At 39.8% G+C, this 20,940-nt stretch carries 19 protein-coding genes; all 19 read right to left on the reverse strand.

Annotated features, from left to right (window positions below; translation table 11 throughout):
- Positions 1–144 precede the first annotated feature (144 nt).
- The 19 genes from AC2TFD_RS26290 to AC2TFD_RS26380 all read right to left on the reverse strand — a co-directional run bounded on the left by AC2TFD_RS26290 (position 145) and on the right by AC2TFD_RS26380 (position 20,849).
- The gene (locus AC2TFD_RS26290; protein WP_484674237.1) at positions 145–861 is read right to left on the reverse strand and encodes a LutC/YkgG family protein; all 717 of its coding nucleotides are present in this window, start codon (positions 859–861) and stop codon (positions 145–147) included.
- Entirely contained in the window at positions 858–2,288 is a 1,431-nt protein-coding gene (locus tag AC2TFD_RS26295) for a LutB/LldF family L-lactate oxidation iron-sulfur protein (RefSeq protein ID WP_484674238.1), read from the reverse strand. The genes AC2TFD_RS26290 and AC2TFD_RS26295 overlap by 4 nt, the downstream gene beginning before the upstream one ends.
- 34 nt (positions 2,289–2,322) lie before the next feature.
- Positions 2,323–3,039 (reverse strand): (Fe-S)-binding protein, encoded by a 717-nt coding sequence (locus AC2TFD_RS26300; RefSeq protein WP_484674239.1) that lies wholly within the window; start codon positions 3,037–3,039, stop codon positions 2,323–2,325.
- Positions 3,040–3,131: 92 nt separating this feature from the next.
- On the reverse strand, positions 3,132–3,557 hold the full coding sequence (locus AC2TFD_RS26305) for an RbsD/FucU family protein (RefSeq protein ID WP_335512451.1): 426 nt from the start codon (positions 3,555–3,557) through the stop codon (positions 3,132–3,134).
- On the reverse strand, positions 3,550–4,458 hold the full coding sequence (locus AC2TFD_RS26310; RefSeq protein ID WP_484674240.1) for a fumarylacetoacetate hydrolase family protein: 909 nt from the start codon (positions 4,456–4,458) through the stop codon (positions 3,550–3,552). Before AC2TFD_RS26310 ends, AC2TFD_RS26305 begins: the two co-directional genes overlap by 8 nt.
- A gap of 14 nt (positions 4,459–4,472) precedes the next feature.
- Positions 4,473–5,246 (reverse strand): SDR family NAD(P)-dependent oxidoreductase, encoded by a 774-nt coding sequence (locus AC2TFD_RS26315; protein WP_484674241.1) that lies wholly within the window; start codon positions 5,244–5,246, stop codon positions 4,473–4,475.
- Complete coding sequence (locus AC2TFD_RS26320) at positions 5,243–6,058, reverse strand: SDR family NAD(P)-dependent oxidoreductase (RefSeq protein ID WP_335512458.1); 816 nt, start codon at positions 6,056–6,058, stop codon at positions 5,243–5,245. The genes AC2TFD_RS26315 and AC2TFD_RS26320 overlap by 4 nt, the downstream gene beginning before the upstream one ends.
- 25 nt (positions 6,059–6,083) lie before the next feature.
- Positions 6,084–7,244, reverse strand: coding sequence for a UxaA family hydrolase (locus AC2TFD_RS26325; RefSeq protein WP_484674242.1), 1,161 nt, complete (start codon positions 7,242–7,244; stop codon positions 6,084–6,086).
- 5 nt (positions 7,245–7,249) lie between these two features.
- Positions 7,250–7,567, reverse strand: a complete 318-nt coding sequence (locus AC2TFD_RS26330; RefSeq protein ID WP_335512463.1) for a UxaA family hydrolase — start codon at positions 7,565–7,567, stop codon at positions 7,250–7,252.
- Entirely contained in the window at positions 7,551–8,411 is an 861-nt protein-coding gene (locus AC2TFD_RS26335) for an amidohydrolase family protein (protein ID WP_335512465.1), read from the reverse strand. The genes AC2TFD_RS26330 and AC2TFD_RS26335 overlap by 17 nt, the downstream gene beginning before the upstream one ends.
- A 157-nt stretch (positions 8,412–8,568) precedes the next feature.
- A complete protein-coding gene (locus AC2TFD_RS26340; protein ID WP_484674243.1) occupies positions 8,569–10,080 on the reverse strand; it encodes a sulfatase family protein in 1,512 nt (503 codons plus the stop codon).
- 78 nt (positions 10,081–10,158) lie between these two features.
- Positions 10,159–11,751: an extracellular solute-binding protein gene (locus AC2TFD_RS26345; RefSeq protein ID WP_335519319.1), complete on the reverse strand. Its 1,593-nt coding sequence runs from the start codon at positions 11,749–11,751 to the stop codon at positions 10,159–10,161.
- 60 nt (positions 11,752–11,811) lie between these two features.
- The gene (locus AC2TFD_RS26350) at positions 11,812–12,687 is read right to left on the reverse strand and encodes a carbohydrate ABC transporter permease (protein WP_484676363.1); all 876 of its coding nucleotides are present in this window, start codon (positions 12,685–12,687) and stop codon (positions 11,812–11,814) included.
- Positions 12,688–12,707: 20 nt separating this feature from the next.
- A complete protein-coding gene (locus AC2TFD_RS26355; RefSeq protein WP_484676364.1) occupies positions 12,708–13,655 on the reverse strand; it encodes an ABC transporter permease in 948 nt (315 codons plus the stop codon).
- Positions 13,656–13,767: 112 nt separating this feature from the next.
- On the reverse strand, positions 13,768–15,042 hold the full coding sequence (locus tag AC2TFD_RS26360; protein WP_484674244.1) for a Gfo/Idh/MocA family protein: 1,275 nt from the start codon (positions 15,040–15,042) through the stop codon (positions 13,768–13,770).
- Positions 15,043–15,151: 109 nt separating this feature from the next.
- Positions 15,152–16,201 (reverse strand): LacI family DNA-binding transcriptional regulator, encoded by a 1,050-nt coding sequence (locus tag AC2TFD_RS26365; RefSeq protein ID WP_484674245.1) that lies wholly within the window; start codon positions 16,199–16,201, stop codon positions 15,152–15,154.
- 346 nt (positions 16,202–16,547) lie between these two features.
- Positions 16,548–17,126, reverse strand: a complete 579-nt coding sequence (locus tag AC2TFD_RS26370; RefSeq protein WP_484674246.1) for a YesL family protein — start codon at positions 17,124–17,126, stop codon at positions 16,548–16,550.
- 125 nt (positions 17,127–17,251) lie between these two features.
- Positions 17,252–18,433, reverse strand: coding sequence for a Gfo/Idh/MocA family protein (locus tag AC2TFD_RS26375; protein ID WP_484674247.1), 1,182 nt, complete (start codon positions 18,431–18,433; stop codon positions 17,252–17,254).
- Between the two features lie 43 nt (positions 18,434–18,476).
- Entirely contained in the window at positions 18,477–20,849 is a 2,373-nt protein-coding gene (locus AC2TFD_RS26380; protein WP_484674248.1) for a glycoside hydrolase family 95 protein, read from the reverse strand.
- Between the last annotated feature and the right edge of the window lie 91 nt (positions 20,850–20,940).

Below are 20,940 nucleotides of genomic sequence, written 5' to 3' on the forward strand. Positions count from 1 at the left end.
TTATGACTGTGACCAGAAAAATATCCCCTTCATATGTTAAGGAATTAACTTAAAACAGGCTGCTCCATAAACTTTATATTACCTTTATAGTGAATTAATTCCAATAGGACAATTGGCAAATCAACGTGTATAAACCCATTCTTTTTATATATCTTCCACTATAAGATAAGCAGCTTTAATCGGTCCATGAACACCAACAACAAGAATCATTTCGATATCTGCTGAGTTGCTTGGTCCTGTGATGAAGTTAATGCAGGAGGCGATTTGTTCACCGTTTTTTACTTTTTCGTTAATGATGCGGGCCGCCTGTGTCATGCGCGGAACAATGCTACTTTTGGGGACAATAATGATGGAAGCGGCCGGTAAAAAGCTGACACTTCTCCCCCTATCCTTGCTGCTGAAAAGAACTGCTGTGCCTGATTCTGCTAGTGTTACATCACTGATTGTGATTCCGACATTCGCAGCCTCGGCCTTCGCAATATTTTCTTCGCCTTTTGTATGGTCCCAAATATGAAGATCAATTCCTTCTTTCGGCCATTCTTCCTCCATTAGCTTTGTAAGACCATATTGTGAAAAGCGCTCGTCTTTCCATGTTACAATTGGGCCTCCGCCATATTGTTGGACAACTTCTTTTAATGCGTTAGAAAGCTTTTCAGTAGAGGTAATGACAATATCGGTATGAATATTTTTACATTGTTCTTTTAACACTTCTACCAACTCATCTTGTGTGGCGGTTTTCAACACCTCATCTTGAGGATGATGAATCCAATTCGGTTTTTCTATTGACGTTTTTTGTTCTCTTCCTAGACGATTAGCGATTTTTTCTAAAAAAGCCTCCCGATTCTGTATCGTACCGCTCATGATTCTTTCCCTCCTTGTGGACGATTTTTAAACCAATCACGGAATCTTTCTTTATTTGGTGCTGGGAAATCTCTTGATTCTGTCCATGCTTTTAAAGGTCCTGGGCCTTTTGAGATTTTATCGTCCTGCGTAAACGGGGACATAACCGGCGCTGCCAGTTTTGAGCCGATTTTATAAAGTGCAGGGGATGACGCACCAAAACCAAATGCCTTCATTAATAGCTTTTCAGATATTGGCGCTCGACCTTCTTTTTCCACGATGATTTGGCGGTGTTTATGCAGCAGCTGATGGAGCGGAATCTTCACTGGACATGCCTCTGTACATGCTCCGCATAAGGTGGAGGCATATGGCAGCTCTTTGTAATCATCGTATCCGCCAAGTAATGGTGAAAGAACCGCACCGACAGGACCAGAATAAATGGAACCGTATGAATGCCCGCCAACATGCCGATAAACGGGACAGACATTAATACAAGCTGCACAGCGGATACATTGGAGAATGGATTGGAATTCACCGCCAAGAATGTCCGATCTGCCGTTATCGACAATGACCAAGTGAAATTCTTCCGGTCCGTCGACATCTCCTTCCTCTTTAGGACCTGTTAAGGTGGTGATATAGCTTGTCAGTTTTTGCCCTACGGCACTTCTTGTTAATAAACTAACAAGGACTTCCATTTCCTCAAAGGTTGGAACAAGTCTTTCCATTCCCATTACTGTTATTTGTGTTTTCGGTAAAGCGCATACTAAATCGGCATTTCCTTCATTTGTCACGAGGGTAATTGAGCCGGTTTCAGCAATGGCAAAGTTACATCCTGTGATTCCGATATCTGCTGTCAAATATTCTTGCCGCAATTTTTCACGCGCATGTAAAGCGAGCTCTTCTGGTTTTTCTGAATGTTGATATCCATGCTTCTCTTTAAAAACATCACGGATTTGCTCCTTATTTTTATGCAGCGCAGGAACAACAATGTGAGAAGGAGGCTCATGGTCATCCTCTTGCAAAATGTATTCCCCTAGGTCTGTTTCAATCACCTCACAACCTAATTGCTCAAGACCTGCATTTAAATTGATCTCTTCCGTCACCATCGACTTTGATTTTACGATCTTTTTAGCGCCTTTGTGTTCCGCGACATTCTTAATATACTCCGTTGCCTCTTTCGCCGTTTGCGCAAAGAAGACATGTCCTCCTCGTTTGGAGACATTCTCACTTAGCTGATATAAATAATAGTCTAGGTTTTCTAGTACATGCTGGCGGATTTCTTCCCCGTGCAAGCGCCAATCTTCCCAGTTCCCTAACTCTTCTACAGCCCCCAAACGACGTGATTGAAATCGTCCTTGGGCACTCGAAACAGCTCCACGCATGAAGGAATCGTGCAGTCCTTTATCAACGCGGTCAGTAAACTTATCTTCGCTTATTTTCATCGACATTGGTCATCCCCCTTTTTAATCGTGTAATCTATTTTTATCGGCTATTAAGGACCTCTGCAATATGCATGACTTTAACTGGCATGCCTTTTCGGGCAATACGGCCGCCTATATTCATTAAGCATCCAGCATCTGCCCCAATTAATATATCTGCCCCGGTCTCTTCAACTGAACAAACCTTTTCTTCGACCATTTGCTCTGAAATATTCCCCATCTTAACGGAGAATGTTCCTCCAAACCCACAGCATCTCTCTTTTCCTGGCAGTTCTGTAAATTCTAAGCCCTGTACATGCTGCAACAAAATCATCGGTGCTTGCTTGACCCCAAGCAATCTCGTCATATGACAGGAGGTATGATACGTTGCTTTTCCTTCTAAGCGTGCACCCACATCTTCCACTTTTAATACATCAACGATAAATTCAGTGAATTCATAGGTTTTATCCGCTAGCGCTTTGGCTTTTGGCTCCCATACAGGGTCACCTTTAAAGATATGTGGGTATTCTTTAAACATATAGGCACAGGAACCTGCTGGAGAAACGACATACTCTGCATGTTCAAACGTAGAAATCATACGCTTCATTGCCTCTTTCGATTCTTTGACATACCCGCTGTTATAGGACGGCTGTCCGCAGCAAATTTGTGATTCTGGAAAATCAATTTCACATCCAAGTCTTTCTAATACTTCTACCGTTGCCTTGCCAACATCACCTTGAAACATATCTACTAAACATGTAGCAAAAAGGGTGACCTTCATTTTCCCCGCTCCCTTATCCTTATCTAATTCCGTGTTTGATAGATTTAAAAAAACCCAACCCATAGTAAATGGATTGGGTCCCTCTACCTTCATTAAAGAACGCCTTTTTTTAAAATAATATTCGCATACTGAGCCCGTTCACTTGTAGCAAGGATGGCATAGGCCGCTTTACTTCGTTCGTAGAAAGCCATTCTTTCTACTTTTTCAAACTGAACAGGCAAGTTGCTACTATTTTTTACAATGGCTTCGTATTCCTTCCAGATTTCAGGTTCTTTTCCATCTCCTTCAACCGGTTCCATCAGCATGACTGGATAGGTGACGTATGTATCTAACGGAAAGAATTCTAATATCGCAGACAGGAAGGCTGGAACGCTATGTCCATGACCATTTAGTAAAATACTAGAATGACTTGCAGCCGGAAAATTTCCGTCTGCAAGAACAATTTCATCACCGTGTCCCATCTCCATCAAAACTTTCATCAGTTCTGGTGAAAGAATGGGCGGAATTCCTTTAAGCATGGATCAATGCCTTTTCTTCTACAAATTTATTCGTAAGCTTTCCTAACTTTTCAATTTCAACACTGATTACATCTCCTGGCTGAATATAAACACGTTGATCCACAGGCAGGCCAAATACTACTCCCTCTGGTGTACCTGTTAAAATAAGATCTCCAGGCACAAGCGTCATGTGTTGAGAAATATAGCTGACAATCTCTGCACATGAAAAAATCATATCAGATGTGTTGGAGTCTTGTCTTAATTCATCATTCACATATGTTTTCAGACTAAGGTTGTTTGGATCTTCTACTTCATCCGATGTCACTAGGTAAGGGCCAACTGGACTAAAATCATCACATGTTTTGCCAAGCAGCCATTGATGTGTTCTCATTTGCAGATCCCTTGCTGATAAGTCATTGACGGTACAATAACCAAATACATGTGAAAGTGCATCTTCTTTAGAAACATTTTTTGTCTTTTTACCGATGACAATTCCTAATTCCACCTCGTAGTCCAGTTCATTCGTTACAGATGGGACGACAATTTCACATTGATGACCTGTTAAAGTATTATCAAACTTATTAAACAGGATCGGAACTTCCGGATATGGCGCATTCGTCTCATCCGCATGTTTGCGATAGTTTAAACCGACGCAAATGATTTTATGTGGCTGGGTTACACATGGACCCCATTCAAGAGACTCTTCATCGATGACAACGGCATTGCCATTTGCAACTGCCTCTTTAACCTTATTCTCAAACTCCTGTAATTGAGATGGTTGAAACTGAATGACCTGCATAACATCTGTGATCACTTCATTCCATTCCGCTTTCTTTGCTGTTTCTTCGATATCGATCAATTGATTGTCCAATTTTACTGCTAATCTTTCATTCTCATTCTCTATAAAAGTAGCTAATTTCATTTTTATTCATCCTCCTATGCATTCTTCCCAAAAACAACGCCGCCATCAATATAAAGTGGAGATCCCATCATGAAAGAAGACTCATCGGAAGCAAGGAATAATGCCGCTTTGGCCACATCTTCCGGTCTTCCTAAATCTCCGCTTAATTGTCTTTTCTTAATGCCTTCGATTGCTGCTGAAGGGTCATCGTAAGAAGTTTTTAAATAATTTTCAACAAAAGGTGTAAATATGGTTCCAGGTAACAAAGCGTTCACACGAATATTATATGGAGCATAGTCCACTTGCATCGCCTTGGTCAGTGCAAGGACTGCCCCTTTTGTTGCTGAATAGGCGGCCCGCTTTGCCAGTCCCATTTCCGCAGCGCAGGATGACATATTAATGACGACTCCTGACTTTTGCTCCATCATATAAGGGAGCGTGTATTTAGAAGGCAGATAAACGCCCTTTACATTCACACTCATAATCCGATCCCATACATCCGGCTCTACTTCATCCACTCTTCCAACATTACTGATCCCTGCATTGTTGAATAAAATATCTATTTTTTTATACGTCTCTTTAATCTGCTGGATCGCAGACTCAACCTCTTCGGGGGCAGTCACATCCACTTCAAAAAATGCTGCTTTTCCGCCTTGTTTTTCAATTTCACTTACCGTTCCTTGTCCATTTTCACGATGTATGTCTGTGATGATAACAAAAGCGCCTTCTTTTGCGAATAATTGAGCTGTTGCCCTTCCAATTCCACTGCCGCCGCCAGTAATGACAGCTATTTTGTCAAGCAATCTCATAATGTGACCTCCATATCATGATCCATATGATCCTCAGGCTGTGCTGCTTTAACGGTTAATCCACCATCTACCATTAAAAGATGACCATTAATTTGCATCGCTTCTTCAGAAGATAAAAATACAACAGCATCACCAATTTGTTTTTCTGTACCTAGTCTCTTCATTGGATTAGCTTCAATTTCTTTTGCAAGAATTTGTGGGTCTTCGAGATATTCTTCGCACATATCTGTTGCAACCGTACTCGGTCCAACTGCATTGACATTAATATTGTATTTTCCTAATTCAATCGCCAGCGCTTTGGTTAAATGACTAGCTGCTGCTTTTGATGATATATAATGCGGAATCACCGGGCTCGTCACAAGAACACTCGCCGTTGATGTAATATTTATAATTTTTCCATATCTATTTTTGATCATATTAGGTGCAACTCTTTGGGAAGTTAAAAATATTGATTTTACATTGGTCTGATACGTTTCATCCCACGTTTTTTCAGAAACACTTAAAAATGGTTCGAATGGCGCAATCCCTGCATTATTCACTAGGATCTCCACCGGTCCTAATTCTTTTTTAACTAAGTCGATCATTTGGTCAACTTCATCCTTAATCCCAACATTTGCTTTCACAACCATCGCTTTAATAGAAAACTGTTCCTCTACTTTTTCTTTTAAAGCAGTTGCTTTTTCTAATGAACGAGGTGAAGTATAGTTGATTGCCACATTTGCCCCTTCTTCCGCCAACCTCAGAACAATGGCTGCTCCGATTCCCCGGCTTCCGCCTGTGACAAGCGCAGTTCGATTACTTAATTTCCCCATATCAATAAACCTCCCTTATCAATGTTTAGAGGCTGATACTGATTCTGCTGATACTAAATTCTTGATGACCTAAAATCTCAGCTTTTACCAGTTCACCCTGTGCAGCTTTAATTACTGTTTCTAGAATACGATTGCCCGCTTCCTCGATTGTTTCTTTTCCTTTCATCACGGCACTTGTATCAATATCAATGTTATCGCCCATTTTGACAGCCGTATGTTCATTCCCAGTAATTTTGATAACGGGAATAATCGGATTTCCTGTTGGTGTCCCTCGTCCCGTTGTAAAACAAACCATATGAACACCGGCTGCAGCCATACCAGAAACACACTCAATATCATTCCCTGGAGAATCCATAAAGTAATAGCCGTTCCCTGGAATCTCTTCAGCAAACGCTAGTACGTCTTTCAATGGTGCTGAACCTGCTTTACTGATGCATCCAAGAGATTTTTCCTCGATAGTGGACAAACCGCCTTCAATATTACCTGGGCTTGGATTTCCCCCGCGCATGTCTGCTCCAATCCGTTCTACTTCTTTTTCAAACTTATCTACATAGGAATACAGCTTATTGGCTACCTCTTCACTGACGGCACTTTGAGCCACAATATGTTCAGCACCGATAATCTCCGTTGTTTCCCCCATTACGATGGTTCCACCTTGATCCAATAGCATATCTGACGCCTTTCCTAATACAGGGTTGCTGCATAATCCAGAAGTAGCATCAGAACCGCCGCATTTTACCCCAACGATTAATTCAGATAGCGGTACATCGACCTGAGGTATTTTCTCAATCTCGTTAAATAATTGCTTCGCAATGTTAATTCCGTTTTGAATGGCTTTTATGGAACCGCCTTCATTTTGAATATCAATCCACTCTACCGGTTTACCCGTTTCTTGAATGACTTCTTGCAATTCTTTGGCGTTAATCACTTCACATCCTAGACTGACTAAAAGAACAGCACCGACATTTGGATTTTTTCCCATTCCTGCGAGAATGTTAAATGTCCGTTCCTTGTCTTCTCCGATCTGGCTGCAGCCATGCTGATGCGGAATTGCAACGGAATCATGAACGGATTGCTGAATTCGATTCGCTACATGATTCGCACACACGACAGTAGGAATGATTAATAAATGATTGCGTATTCCCATTTTCCCATTTGCCCGGCGATACCCCTTGATCATATTCATGAATGTTACTCCCCCTTCTTTTTATCCCCTCTGCCTCTAATTCCCTCGATATTATGTACATGAACATGTTGTCCCGGGAAAATTTCAACAGTAGCAGCACCAATAACCTGCCCATACTTGACAACTTGTTCAGATGGCTGAATTGGTTTGATGGCTATTTTATGTCCAAATGGAATGGCTTGTTTGGCTGTTATAGATTCTTTTTTGCCGTTGATTGCATACTGTAAGTTTTCTCCAGCTTCTACTTCCTTTAACAGGGTAGCAACATTATCAATCTCGGACATAACAATACTTGTTAAATCCTGCTCATTTGCCAGCTTCATATTTTGTACTCCTTTCACTCAGCTTATAAAATGTTTTTGCATTGATAGAAAAAATTTGCTCCCTTTCTGAGCCGCTTAATGAATTCGGTAAGTTTTTACTTACAATCTGTATGGCTTGCTCAAAGCTTCCTCCAGCTAAACAGACCGGCCAATCGCTGCCAAATAAGATACGGGAAGACCCAAAGGCCCGAACAATATGGTGGATATAAGGTGTAAAATCAGCTGCTTCCCAAGAATCAGCCAGCGTCATAAATCCGGATAATTTACACCAAACATTTGGGAATTTAGCAAGCAGGTTCATATCCTCTTTCCACTTTTTGAACTCCTCTATAGAAACAATCGGTTTCGCAATATGATCAATGACAACCCGCAATGTTGGAAGCTTCTCTAGTAAAGCATCAATAGAAGGAATATGTCTTTCGGTGATTAATAAATCAAGGGGCAGGTCATTTGAAACAAGCAGCCTCAAATTCTTTATCACTCGTTCCTGTAGAATCCAATCATCCTTTTCAATATCCTGTAACATCGGGCGTAACCCAACAATTCCTTGCTGCTTCATTAAGAAATCTAGCTGTTCGGGAAAGGCAGGAGATGATAAATCTAACCAGCCAACAATACCGTAAATCCATTCATATCTTTCATATAGCGATAAGAGATATAATGTCTCTTCGTAGGTAGGTGCCGCTTGAACAAGGACCGTTCCAGAGATCGAATGTTTTTCTAATGAAGGCAGTAAATCTTCTGGTGTATAGTCTTGGAAAAGGATACCCCTATCTTGCGTGAGCCAGTCGTAATCCCCTCGCTCCAGTTTCCAAAAATGTTGGTGCGAATCAATGATTTTGATAGTGACCCCTCCCGACTTGTTTTTGTGTTACCGATAACATTAAATTAACAAACCAATCCCTAATTGTCAATATATTTGGCAAATTGATAGATACATAGAAAAAAAACAGATGGACTTCCATCTGTTTTTTTCTATGCAGATCTATTTATTTAATTGATTATGCTCCAGATATTCTTGGCATCGACATCGGTTCTTTTGCAAGCTCAGCCCAAATATAATGAAATAATAACTGCTCTCGTATTTCACGGTATTCAGGAGCGTTCCAAACATTTCGAATTTCTTCTGGATCCTCTTTCAAATCAAATAATTCACCGTACGTTTCGTTAAAATACACGGTAATTTTATACCGCTCCCCTATAAAGGTTTTTTGATGAACTTTTGTTGGTTGATTTCGATATTCGCATATCACATGGTCCCTCGCCATACCATTCTTCCCGGTCCAAACTTCTTTTTGATCCACTCCGGTCATTGTCCTTGGAATTGGAATTCCTGCAAAACTTAAAAAGGTAGGAGCTAAGTCCACAAGCGATTGCATCGATGGACAAATGCGGTCATCGGGTACACGATTTGGATATCGGACGATAAACGGAAGCCTTAACAAATCTTCATAGTGGAAACCACCCTTATCATGTAGTCCATGCTGTCCAAATAAATGTCCGTGATCAGTTGTAAAAACGACAATTGTATTCTCAGACAATCCCAGTTCATCTAATTTATCCAGAATTTTCCCAACATACTTATCTAGCATACTAATCATTCCATAATAAACAGCCATATTTTGCTTTGCTTCTTCTTCAGAAATGTTCATGTGAGAATGAAACCCGATATTCCCAAATTTCTCTTCAACATACTCTGAAAAATCAGGATTCACTTCTTGAGTCAGTTGAAAATGCGGAGGGTTTGTATCGTGTTCCCCAGGTACAACCTTTGGAATCGTCAATTTTTCCGGATCGTACATGGTGTCCCAAGGCTCAGGGACAAGATATGGCGGATGCGGGTCAAAAAAGCTTGCCCATAAGAAAAAACTTTCATTATTCTCTTTGTATTTTTCAAGTGTAGTATTTGAGCGCTCTGAAATCCAAGTATTGTAATGAAATTCTTCTGGTATTTGCCATTTATATTGTATCGATTGATCCATCGAACCAGTTGGCGGCAAGTAGTAGTCTCTCCAATTTTTACAGCCCTTTTCTTCCATCCATAGCGCATAATGCTGTCCAACATGTGCTTCATTGGTATGATTTCTTGCTAATTCCACATAATCAAAGCCATAAAATGGCCCATTAAATGTTCTCCAAAATTCTAAATCTTGCAAAATAGGATAGGATTCTAAAGAAGAATATGTATCATTTGATTTTAATGGCTGAAAATGAGCCTTTCCGATAAGTGCAGTTTGATAACCATCATCCTTTAATTCATGACCTATTGTTCGGACATCTTCAGATAATTTGGTCCCTAAAGCCCAGGCTCCGTGCTGGCTTGGATACATCCCCGTAATAATGGATGCCCTGCTGGGTGTGCAGGTAGGATTTGGACAATACGCCCGCGAAAATGTGGTTCCCTCTTTCGCTAAGCGATTTAAATTAGGAGTTGAAATTTCATTATTAAACGTGCCAATTGTATTCCAATGTTGCTGATCAGTCGTAATCAGCAAAATATTTGGCCTTTTCATATATAGGTCCTTCCCCCCCACAATAAACTTTTAAAAAATCCCCCGAAATTTTAATTCAGGGGATTCTTATCACTTAAGCTATTTCGCTTTAACCCATTCAGCTTTAATATTACTTTCTTTGATTAGCTTGTTAACATCCTCAATAACATCTTTTCCGCCCTTAGCTAAATACTCATCAACGTATTTATCCCAATCGGAAATTGGCCTTTGTCCTACAACCATCTTTGTTAATTCATTTGTTGCGTATTCTGTTAATGCTGCGTTCTTTTCATTATAAGCGTCCGAATGGATCCGGCCTACAGGACTCACATAAAAATCCGCATTACTTAACATATCACCCATAAGTGTATTGAATTCCTTCGCTTCTGGTGCCTTGGATTGTGTGACATAGTCTTTCATTGCTTGATTATCCATGTTCCATCCGCCTTGTTTCTGGTTGAACAAAGCAATCGGTGCAAACTTGCTAAATTCCTCAGTTAATTGCGGCGCACCATCGACAATATTATAGCCTTTGCCATTTCCGCCCATGATCCAATCAAAATACTCATTATCAGGTGTTTGTTGATCTGCAGGTACATACTTAGCCATATAATCCATCATTTCTAATATTTTCTCGACTTTTTTCGGATCATCCTTCAGTTTGGAGCTTAGCATCCAAATACGATAATAACCGCTTCCTCCAACAAAACCTTGGGATTTGTCAGGAGCTACAAAAGGCGGAATTGCGGCAATTTCAGCATCTGGAGCCGTCTTTCTTAAGGTCGCTAAATCCAGATTATTTGGCTGTGAGCCTTTGTCATTCCCTGGTTGTTCATACCAAATTCCCACTTTACCAGCGTTAAAGTCTTTAAATACATCATTATAAGGTTTAATCGCCCAGTCTTTATCAATCGCACCAGCTTTAAACATCTCATACAAATAGGTAACTTTTTCTTTACTGCCTTCAGAAATTTGACCTGGAATCAATTGACCATCCTTATTTTCATGATACCAAGAGTTGCCCCAATAAGCACCAAAGCTTGGGTCATATGCCATCCCTTTCGCAAGTCCTAACCCCACTGTGTCATTCTTGCCATTCCCATCAGGATCTTTCGTTGCGAATGCAATGGCAACTTCTTTTAATTCATCAAAGTTTGTAGGCATCGTTAACCCTAGCTTATCAAGCCAGTCTTGACGAATAACAGGCTTTTTACCGCCTTTAGAAGGAAAATAAAGCGGGATTCCGTATTTTTTTCCATCTACTGAAACTGCATCCCATACAGATTGGGGAATATCCTTAAACGTTTCATACTTATCTACATAATCATTAAGCGGTAAGAATGCACCTTGTTTAGACCACTTGATATAATTAGTATCTGCCCCTTCTGTACCTATCACATCTGGAATATCACCAGAGGCCATTTTAACTGTCAATTTATCATCATATAAATCAAATGGAATGTATTGTGGCTTGAAATCAACATTAAACTTTTCATTAATTTGCTTCACAGCTTCATTTCCGGGTTCTGGTACAGGATTCTCCCATGTTCCGTCAAACCAGCTAATGGTAAATTTACTATCTTTACCATCTTTAGAACTGCTGGATGATGCCTTTTCCTCACCTGGTGAACAGGCAGCTAGTGTACCAGCTAAGAGAATCGAAGATAAAGTGATAGACATGAATCGTTTCATCTAATTGTTTCCCCCTTGATTTAGATTTCTTCTCCCTAAAAATGCACAATCGAATGAATGCTACTCTTTTACTGAGCCAAGCATCACACCCTTCGCAAAATGTTTTTGAAGGAACGGATAGACAATCAAAATAGGAATAGTTGCAACAAGAATAGCAGCCATACCAACTGTTTCTGCAGGTGGTGGATTATCCATACTTGCCTGCATTCCAGTATCAAGTAAATTCCCTTGATTTAAAATGACTAGCTGTCTGAGCACGACCTGTACCGTCCATTTGGCAGGATCACTAATATAAAGCAGGGCAGTGAAATAAGAGTTCCAGATCCCTACCGCATAAAACAATCCAAATGCTGCTAATGCCGGTTTCGATAGCGGGAGGATAATTTTCGCAAAAATTTGCAAATCATTCGCTCCATCAATAATCGCAGCTTCCGTTAAATCCATTGGTAAGGACATGAAAAACTGTCTCATTACAATTAAATTAAACGAGCTAATCGCACCCGGAATAATTAGAGACCATAATGAGTCCATTAGTCCTGTTGCCTGAACAATCATATACGTAGGAATCATGCCTGCACCGAAAACAAATGTAAATAATACGAGAACAACATAAATTTTCTGTCCTAGTATATTTCTTGAAAGTGCATAAGCCATCATTGCCGTCAATAATAGACTGACAAATGTACCAACGACGGTAACATAAATGGTCACACCTAAGGAGCGGATGAATTCTTTTGAGCCTAATATATACTCATATGCATCTAACACCCATGTCTTTGGAAATAGAAGTAAATCGGTTTTGACAAATTCTTCATATGTTGCAAACGAAACTACAAACATGTAATAAAAAGGAAACAGCATGGACAATGCAATAAGAGTTAGAAGAACAATGTTCAAACTATCAACTATTTTCTCTGAAGTTTTTCTACTTTTCAGCACATGTAACCCCTCCTATCTTAATAAACTCCCCCGTCACCGAATCGTTTTGCTAATCGATTGGCTGCAACAATTAAGATCAGTCCTACCACAGACTTAAATAGCCCTACAGCTGTAGCAAAGCTGAAATCGGAGTTTTGAATTCCCTTCAGGTAGACGAAGGTATCAAGTACATTTCCAACCTCCATTGTAAAAGGCGTTAACATTAAATAAATCTGTTCAAACCCTACATCCAAAACACTACCCAGCCTTAAAATTAATAAGATAATAATGGTACTTTTTATCGCAGGTAAAGTAATATGCCATATTTGCTGCCAGCGGTTAGCACCATCAACTGCAGCTGCTTCATAAAGACTTGGACTAATTCCCGATAAAGCTGCAAGGAAGATGATGGTTCCCCAGCCCGATTCTTTCCAAATTACTTCAAGAACGACCAATGGCATAAACCAGTGCGGATCCTGTAAAAATCCAATGGAGTCAATACCGAAAACGCCTCCAATAATTTTATTCACAATTCCATCTGATTTTAATAAAATCGTGACAATCCCGATTACAACCACCCAAGATAAAAAATGAGGAAGATAAACAATGGATTGGATAATTCTTTTAAATAGGCTTGATCTTACTTCATTCAGCATAATCGCTAGAATAATAGAAATTGGAAAAGCAAAGACAATTTGGAGAAATGAGAGGTATAACGTATTCCACAATACGCGAATAACCTCTTGATCTTCAAAAATAGTTTTAAAGTGCTTCATCCCAACCCAATCACTATGGAGAAATCCTTGAAAGGGGCTAAAGTCTTGAAAGGCGATAATGTTTCCTGCCATAGGGATATACCGATAGATAATGAAATAGAGTAGTCCGGGCAGTAACAATAGATAAAGAAATCGCTCTTTCCACATTCTTTTGAGAATACTCTTCTTTGGTTTGATTGTTAAATCTGTTTTTTCATTTAAATCCAACATTGGTTCAGGTGCTCTTTGTAAATTTTCCATTTTTCACCGTCACATCCTTCCAAATGTTCGTTTGCCAGCCTGCCCCAAAGGTCACGCCGACTCAGTATTAAACAATCCTGTTTTAAGCTTCAATATTTTCTAGCAAAAGATGATAATAGTCATCGAGATTAATAGATTTTCCCTGATTTAGCCTTGAGTCTTCAGCGGCAAACGCCATAAGGTGACTTCTAACTGAAGCAGATGCTGAAGAGACACTGTCCTCATTATTTCCGAATTGAATTTCCTTGAGAAATGTCCTCATGATTCCGGTGTCACCGCCTCCATGTCCGCCGACTGGATTGTCTAATTTTATGACAGTTTCATGCTTGGTGAGGAAATCAAAGATGGAAATACTATTTTCCTCCATATTTCCTCGAATTTCTCCTTTTGTTCCCATGATTTGCACGATGCGCGTTTGCTCCCTAGTAAAGCCGCACATGCTAAACGTAGCGGTTGCACCATCCTCAAATTCCATGTTGACCACCTGATGGTCAACGACATTATTATCTGAGCGGTAAACACATTTTCCGTATGGTGTTTCTTGCAATGCTTTGATAATGCCTTCATTTGAATAATCTTCGGTGAATTTCTTAGCCCAGCCCTTTCCCTGGCCAAGATAATACATGCCAGCATGATATGGGCATTCAAGTTCAGCAGGACAGCCATCTAAACATCTTTGCGGGGCTCCTAACGGTGCATTCTCTTCTTTAAAATGCATAAGTGATCCGTAAGAACTAATGCGCTTACATTCCTTGCCCATCACGAACGAAATAATATCCATATCATGGCATGATTTCTGCAAAATCATCGGGCTAGACTTTTCTTTATTATTCCAGTTGCCACGAACAAAACTGTGGGACATATGCATCACTTCTACATTTTCATTTAATTGCAGTGATACGACCTCACCAATTTCTCCTTTGGCAATAACCTTTTTTATCTTCGACCAAAAGTCTGTATACCTTAGAACATGGCAGATGGTAAGCTGCCGATTATATTTTTTTGCCGCCTGTTCCATTAAAATACATTCTAATGGATCCGGAGACATTGGTTTTTCCAACAATACATGATAACCAAGTTCCAAAGCTCTCATTGTCGGTTTAAAATGATTCCTATCAAGGGTACAAATAATCGCAATGTCAGCCTTTTTTTGATTAAGATCTAATACCTCTTCCCATGCCTCATAACAATCTTCATTAGGAATATTGTGCGTTTGCTGCAATTTTGCTCGTCTTTCCACATCTGGCTCTGCCACGCCGACAATCTTTAATTCATTTGGATAGGCCAAAGCATAAGGAGCATATGCCCTTGCCCCCCTGTCACCAGCTCCGATTAAGATGGCTGTCATTGTTTTCATCTAAGCCTCTCCCCTCAATGAGTTACAATTTATGTTTAGTGTATTATTCGCGGAAAATTTTCCGTAATTAATCCAAACGTTTTCCCGATAGTGTTTAAAAAAGAACCAGTTAGGTCCGTTTTATTGCAGATGATTCCCGAACAACTAATTCAAATGGTAAAATGATTTTGACGGGAAGAGTAATGACCCCTTCTACCATTTCCATGACGGTTTTTGCAGCCATCTTACCCATTTCGTATTTAGGAATCTCCACTGTTGAAAGTGGAGGCGAAGAATATTTCCCCATTTCAAGATTATCCACTCCAAAGAAAGCGATATCATCTGGAATCCTAAGATTATTTTCTACCACAGCTCTCATAGCAGCGATTGCCATCAGATCACTGGCACAAACCATCGCTGTTGGTAAATGATTCGGATTCCTTTTAATGAGTTGATTCATTTCCTCGTAGCTATTTTCCATTCTCCACTTTGTATTGATTACCCAATCAGGGTGAATATCAAATCCCGCTTCCTCCATGGCAGCTTGATAGCCTTTAAACCGATATTCAGCAGATAAATCTTCATAATTTTCACCTGTACCTCCACCGGCAAAACCGATGTTCCAATGCCCTTGTGTAACGAAATGCTGGACCACCATTTTTATAGCTGCCTCGCGATTATAATCGATGATAGCAATATTCTTGTCTGTGTAGGAAAAGTCCAATCCAACAAGTGGAATATTTTGTTGAATATATTCAATTATTCTATCCTCAATCTTGTCGATTAGGAGAAGCCCCTCAATTCCCAGTTCATGAATTGTCTTAAGGAGCAGTGCCTCGTTTTCTACTTCATCCTTCGTTATACTAATTAAGCTGTAGTCATGATTTGTTAACGTATCAAGAATTCCCGTGTAGATTTCGGCGTAGTAAGGGTTAGTTTCTGCTGTTTTCGGATTTGCCACCCAGCCGATTTTCATTGTCCTTGTAATACTATTTTTCTGCTGGTTATTTACCAGATTGCGGGCGTGCTGGTTTGGAACATATCCAAGTTCCTTCACAGCCTCCCATATTTTATTTTTTGTTTCCTGGTTTACATTTCGTGATGGGTCATTTTGAATGACTCTGGAAACGGTAGATATAGATACACCAACATGTTCCGCGATATCTTTTAACCTTGCCACTTATAAAACACCTCTTAGTTATGTAGTTAAGCACTCTCTCCAAAAGGATATCAATCTTTTATTCTATTTTGGAAATACATTTCTTGGTTAAATCAAGCTATTTAAGAGAGGTTTTACGTATTTGAAAGTAATAATCTATTGTTTATGGTGTTTACGGGTTGTTGGAACAAGATGATAAAAAAATTATAAGTTATGAAAATTCTAACTAATTCGAATATACACTTACCCTATTAAACCTGTCAACCCACCAACTGGAAAATAATTCATACTACCATATTCGCTTCAAACTTATCTAACAAATTAATAGATACATAGAAAAAAACAGATGGACTTCCATCTGTTTTTTCTATGCAGACCTATTATTTAATTGATTCGCCGATTCTTTCTTTGGTATTAAGTGTTTAAACTTAAGATCCGCAATCCAATATATTAGATAAGCAGAAACACTAAAATAGAAAAAGAAAATAAAAAAGGAAAACCGTAAGGATAGAATTGTCCATGCGCTAAGAATAATCATACAAAAAATCGATAAATGAATTTTGTATATACCTACTTTAAGACTATTAAGACACAAGTGTTTAAAGGATGTGTCCATATTAACCATCAATGGATAGATACTTAAAAAGGATAAGCCAACAATAAAACTAACAAATAGGACCGCAACCTGAATGAACATTTTGTATGATACATTCATTTGTTGTAATAATAGTAAATCAAGGATTAAAAATGCTCCGATTACCGTGTAAACAATCCCAATTAAATAGCTTTGCTTCCAATTTTCAATAAACATTTCTTTAAACTGAGAAAATACCGCTACTTCTTTCGTTATTCTCCACTTTCTTACTACTCCAAAAAGGGCAGCGATGGCAGGGAAAATCGTAATAATCGGAATGCAACTTAGAATAAATAGGATATTTAAATACATGAAGTGATACATCCACAAGCATACTTGATACAAGCGGCTATCTAAACTAAAAATTTTCACCACCCCAAACAAAAGAAATTTTGAAAAAATATTCTACTAATTCTAAATATTATAGCACAGGAACGTTAAGGCTGACACACTAAATCTTCTTCCATAGATTTATTTGGTTTGTGTCTCCCCTGTTCAATAAGGACAACTTTCCCGCCTGAACGAATCGATTCTGTAGCCGCACATCCAACTGCCACACTCATCCGACCGGCAAATGGGTTTGTTAACGGCTGCTTATTATATAAAACTAAATTAACAAAATCAGCACAAATGCGCGGGTCTGCACCACCGTGTGTTCCAGGCATTTTCTTCATTTCATAGGTAATGTCGCTCATCTCTTGCCAGAACCCAGACTTTCTTGTTTTCACATAAACTTTATCATTCACATCATCATTTTCGATACGTCCCTTTGTACCAATAATGGTATAGTTTCGAGAATAATCTGGTGTAAAGTGACACTGCATGTAGGACGCCTTAATACCGCCTTCTAGTTCCATAATCAGCATATTATTATCTTCTACATCGATTTCTTCTCTGAAGGCACATTGGGTTAACCTTTCTAAACTTGCATCTGGACACGTATCCTTCAGTTCACAATCAGGACAATGTAAATCATTCGGCTTGTCTCCACCATAATAATCCAGACTTCCGAAGGCGGAAACCTTAGTTGCATAGCTGCCAGTCAGCCAATGAATCACATCGATATCATGGGAAGCCTTCTGCAGCAGTAAGGATGTAGTATTTGCAGCTGTACCGTGCCAATCGTGGTAATAAAAATATCCCCCAAGTCCGACAAAATGCCTTACCCATACGGCTTTAATGTCGCCGATCACACCTGAATCAATGATTTCTTTCATCGTTTGGTACATACTCATATATCGCATATTAAAACCAACCATTAAATGCTTTCCTGACTTTTTTGCTTCATCCAGAATTCTGTCACAGCCTTCTGGGGTAATGGCTAGGGGTTTTTCACAATAAACATGTTTTCCTGCCTGAAATGCTGCCGTTGCATGCTCTTCATGCAGATAATCTGGCGTTAAAATCGCAACAGCATCGATATCCTCTCTTGCTAGCAGCTCTCGATAATCGGTTGTTACAAAAGCGATTTCATTGATTTCCTTTTTGAACTTTTCTAGTGCTTCCACAGACACATCTGCCGCTCCAACAACAATTGAATTTCCAGTGGGATTATGCCAGTATTCCACAATTGTACTTCTCCCGCCTGTTCCAATTACACCCATTCTTAACTGTTCCATAATTCACACCCCTGGCAAATGATTTTTAATTTAATAGTAGTTTTTATAAAAATAACAGCTGAAATTTTTGGCTTTGGTTCATTTCAATCGAAATAAAACCATCAACAGGCGCTATAGTTATGTCATCTTTTCCTTCTTCACGAACAATTACAGTATTGTTTGTTTTAAAAATAAATTCATTTTCAGCATGGCAGGTTACGTCCAATTGACTGACCTGCATTTTATCCCAAGAAAGATTGATCTCAAATCCGCCTCGAACCCGCACTCCCGATAAAGATCCTTGTACCCAAGTGGAAGGAAGTGCCGGGAATAATTCAACATATCCTTTGTGCGATTGGATAATCACCTCTACAACTCCGGCTGTATAACTGAAATTCCCATCAATTTGAAAAGGCGGGTGAGCACCTAACAGATTCGGATACAATCCGCCCCCAACCATTACTTCCCTTTTCGCCGTACAAATGTTAAATAATTGATGAAGCAATGCGTTTACCCTTTCCCCATCCTTCAAACGAGCCCAAAGGCACATCTTCCAGCCAAGACTCCAGCCTGTTCCAGCGTCGCCGCGTCGATTTAATGTCTGCCTAGAAGCTTCTAATAACGGACCATCTATGATTTGCTTACCAGGATAGACTCCATACAAATGAGAGACATGGCGATGATGTAGTTCGGCATCCTCATAGTCAAGGAGCCATTCCTGCAATTGGCCATACTTCCCAATCTGTAAAGGATGAAGGCGTTCTATTGCATTAGTTACTTGATGTATCCATTCATCGTCTACGCCAAGGATCTCGGCTGCTTCCACACAATTCGTGAACAAATCCCAAATCAGCTGCAGATCCATTGTGGATCCCTTCGTAACGGAGCCTTCTTGTCCATTTTCTGCATAGAAGTGATGCTCCGGTGATGTTGATGGTGAAGTGATCAAATAGCCATTTTCATCTTCCATGAGCCAGTCAAGGCAAAATTGTGCCGAACCTTTCATAATCGGATAGGCTTCTTCTCGGAGGAAATCTTTATTCCCGGAATAGAGATAATGCTCCCACAAGTGGCTGCACAGCCATGGCCCCGACATCGGCCAAAAAGCCCAGTTTGGATCACCGTGGCGATCGTCCCCAACCGGATGCGCATGTCTCCACAAATCGGTATTATGATGCGCCGTCCACCCATTGATGCCATACCGTTCATATACCATTTTCTTCCCTGTTACCGATAGCTCTTGAATTGCCTTTAACAGCGGCCGATGGCACTCCGACAAATTTGTCATCTCAGCAGGCCAATAATTCATTTCCGTATTAATGTTTAAGGTGTAATTGGATGACCATGGAGCACGTGTTAAATCATTCCATATCCCCTGCAAATTGGCCGGCTGGGTTCCTTCCCTTGAAGAGGAGATCAGCAAATAACGTCCATATTGAAATAAAAGCTCGACCATCCCTAAATCATCAGCACGATATTTCTGCACTCTTTCATCTGTATCAAGCAGTTCTTCTGTCAGTTTATGTCCTAACGAGAATTCAACACGGTTATAAAGAGTTTGATAATCTTGAATATGTGTTTCTTTCAATTGCTCATAAGGAATGCTCATGGCTTGTGAAAGAATGGCCTCATTTTTCCCTGTTAATTCTTCAAATCCGACCCCAGGGAGTTGATCAAAGCCCTTAAATGAGGTGGAAACAGAAAAATATAGAACAACATTGGTTGCATTTTTGATGGAAAGTTTTCCATTCGATGACTCAAGCTTTCCATCATCGAAAACAACACCTAGTTTTCCTTCAAAATGAATCGCTTTTGTTTCACCAAACTCACCATAAACAATTGGCTGTTCGTTTTCATGAAAATAGTTGGGTGCACATTTTTCAGGACAAATTCCTTGTAAAACCAACTCCTTTGAAGAATTAGAAGTTTTATATTTTAACGTACTATCCAATGAAACGATCACATTTAATTGGTTGGCAGCGGAACTAGTAAGTCTTACTGCTAAGACCTGATGCGGGTGTGAAATAAAGGCTTCCCGTGTGTATTCAATTTTTCCGACTGTATAGTTGACAGAAGAGATCGCCTTTTTAATATCTAATGTCCGTTCGTATTTTTGTGCTGCATCTCCGTGAAGATATTGAATTGTTAGATTCCCTAATGGCATATAGCTCTGTGTATAAGGACCAAACATATTCTTCGTTTCACTGACCGCCTCTTCATAATTTTCATCCTCAATCAATTTCCTTACCTTTCGCAAGGATTCCTGATCGTTGTATTCACGTTTCTTCTCTGGCGGTCCTGACCATAATGTATCTTCATTTAATTGAAAACGTTCGGTCTCGACGCCGCCAAAATGCATCGCACCGATTCTTCCGTTTCCGAGCGGCAAAGCCTCAGTCCATTCCCTTGCCGCATTCTTATACGATAATAGATTCAATTGAAAATCTCCCATTCCATTATTTTTCTTTCAACTGCATGGTAAATGAGTACTGGCAGGTTGATCCGAAAATAGGTGAATTTTTTTTCTT

Source organism: Neobacillus sp. plas4, from assembly GCF_057221695.1.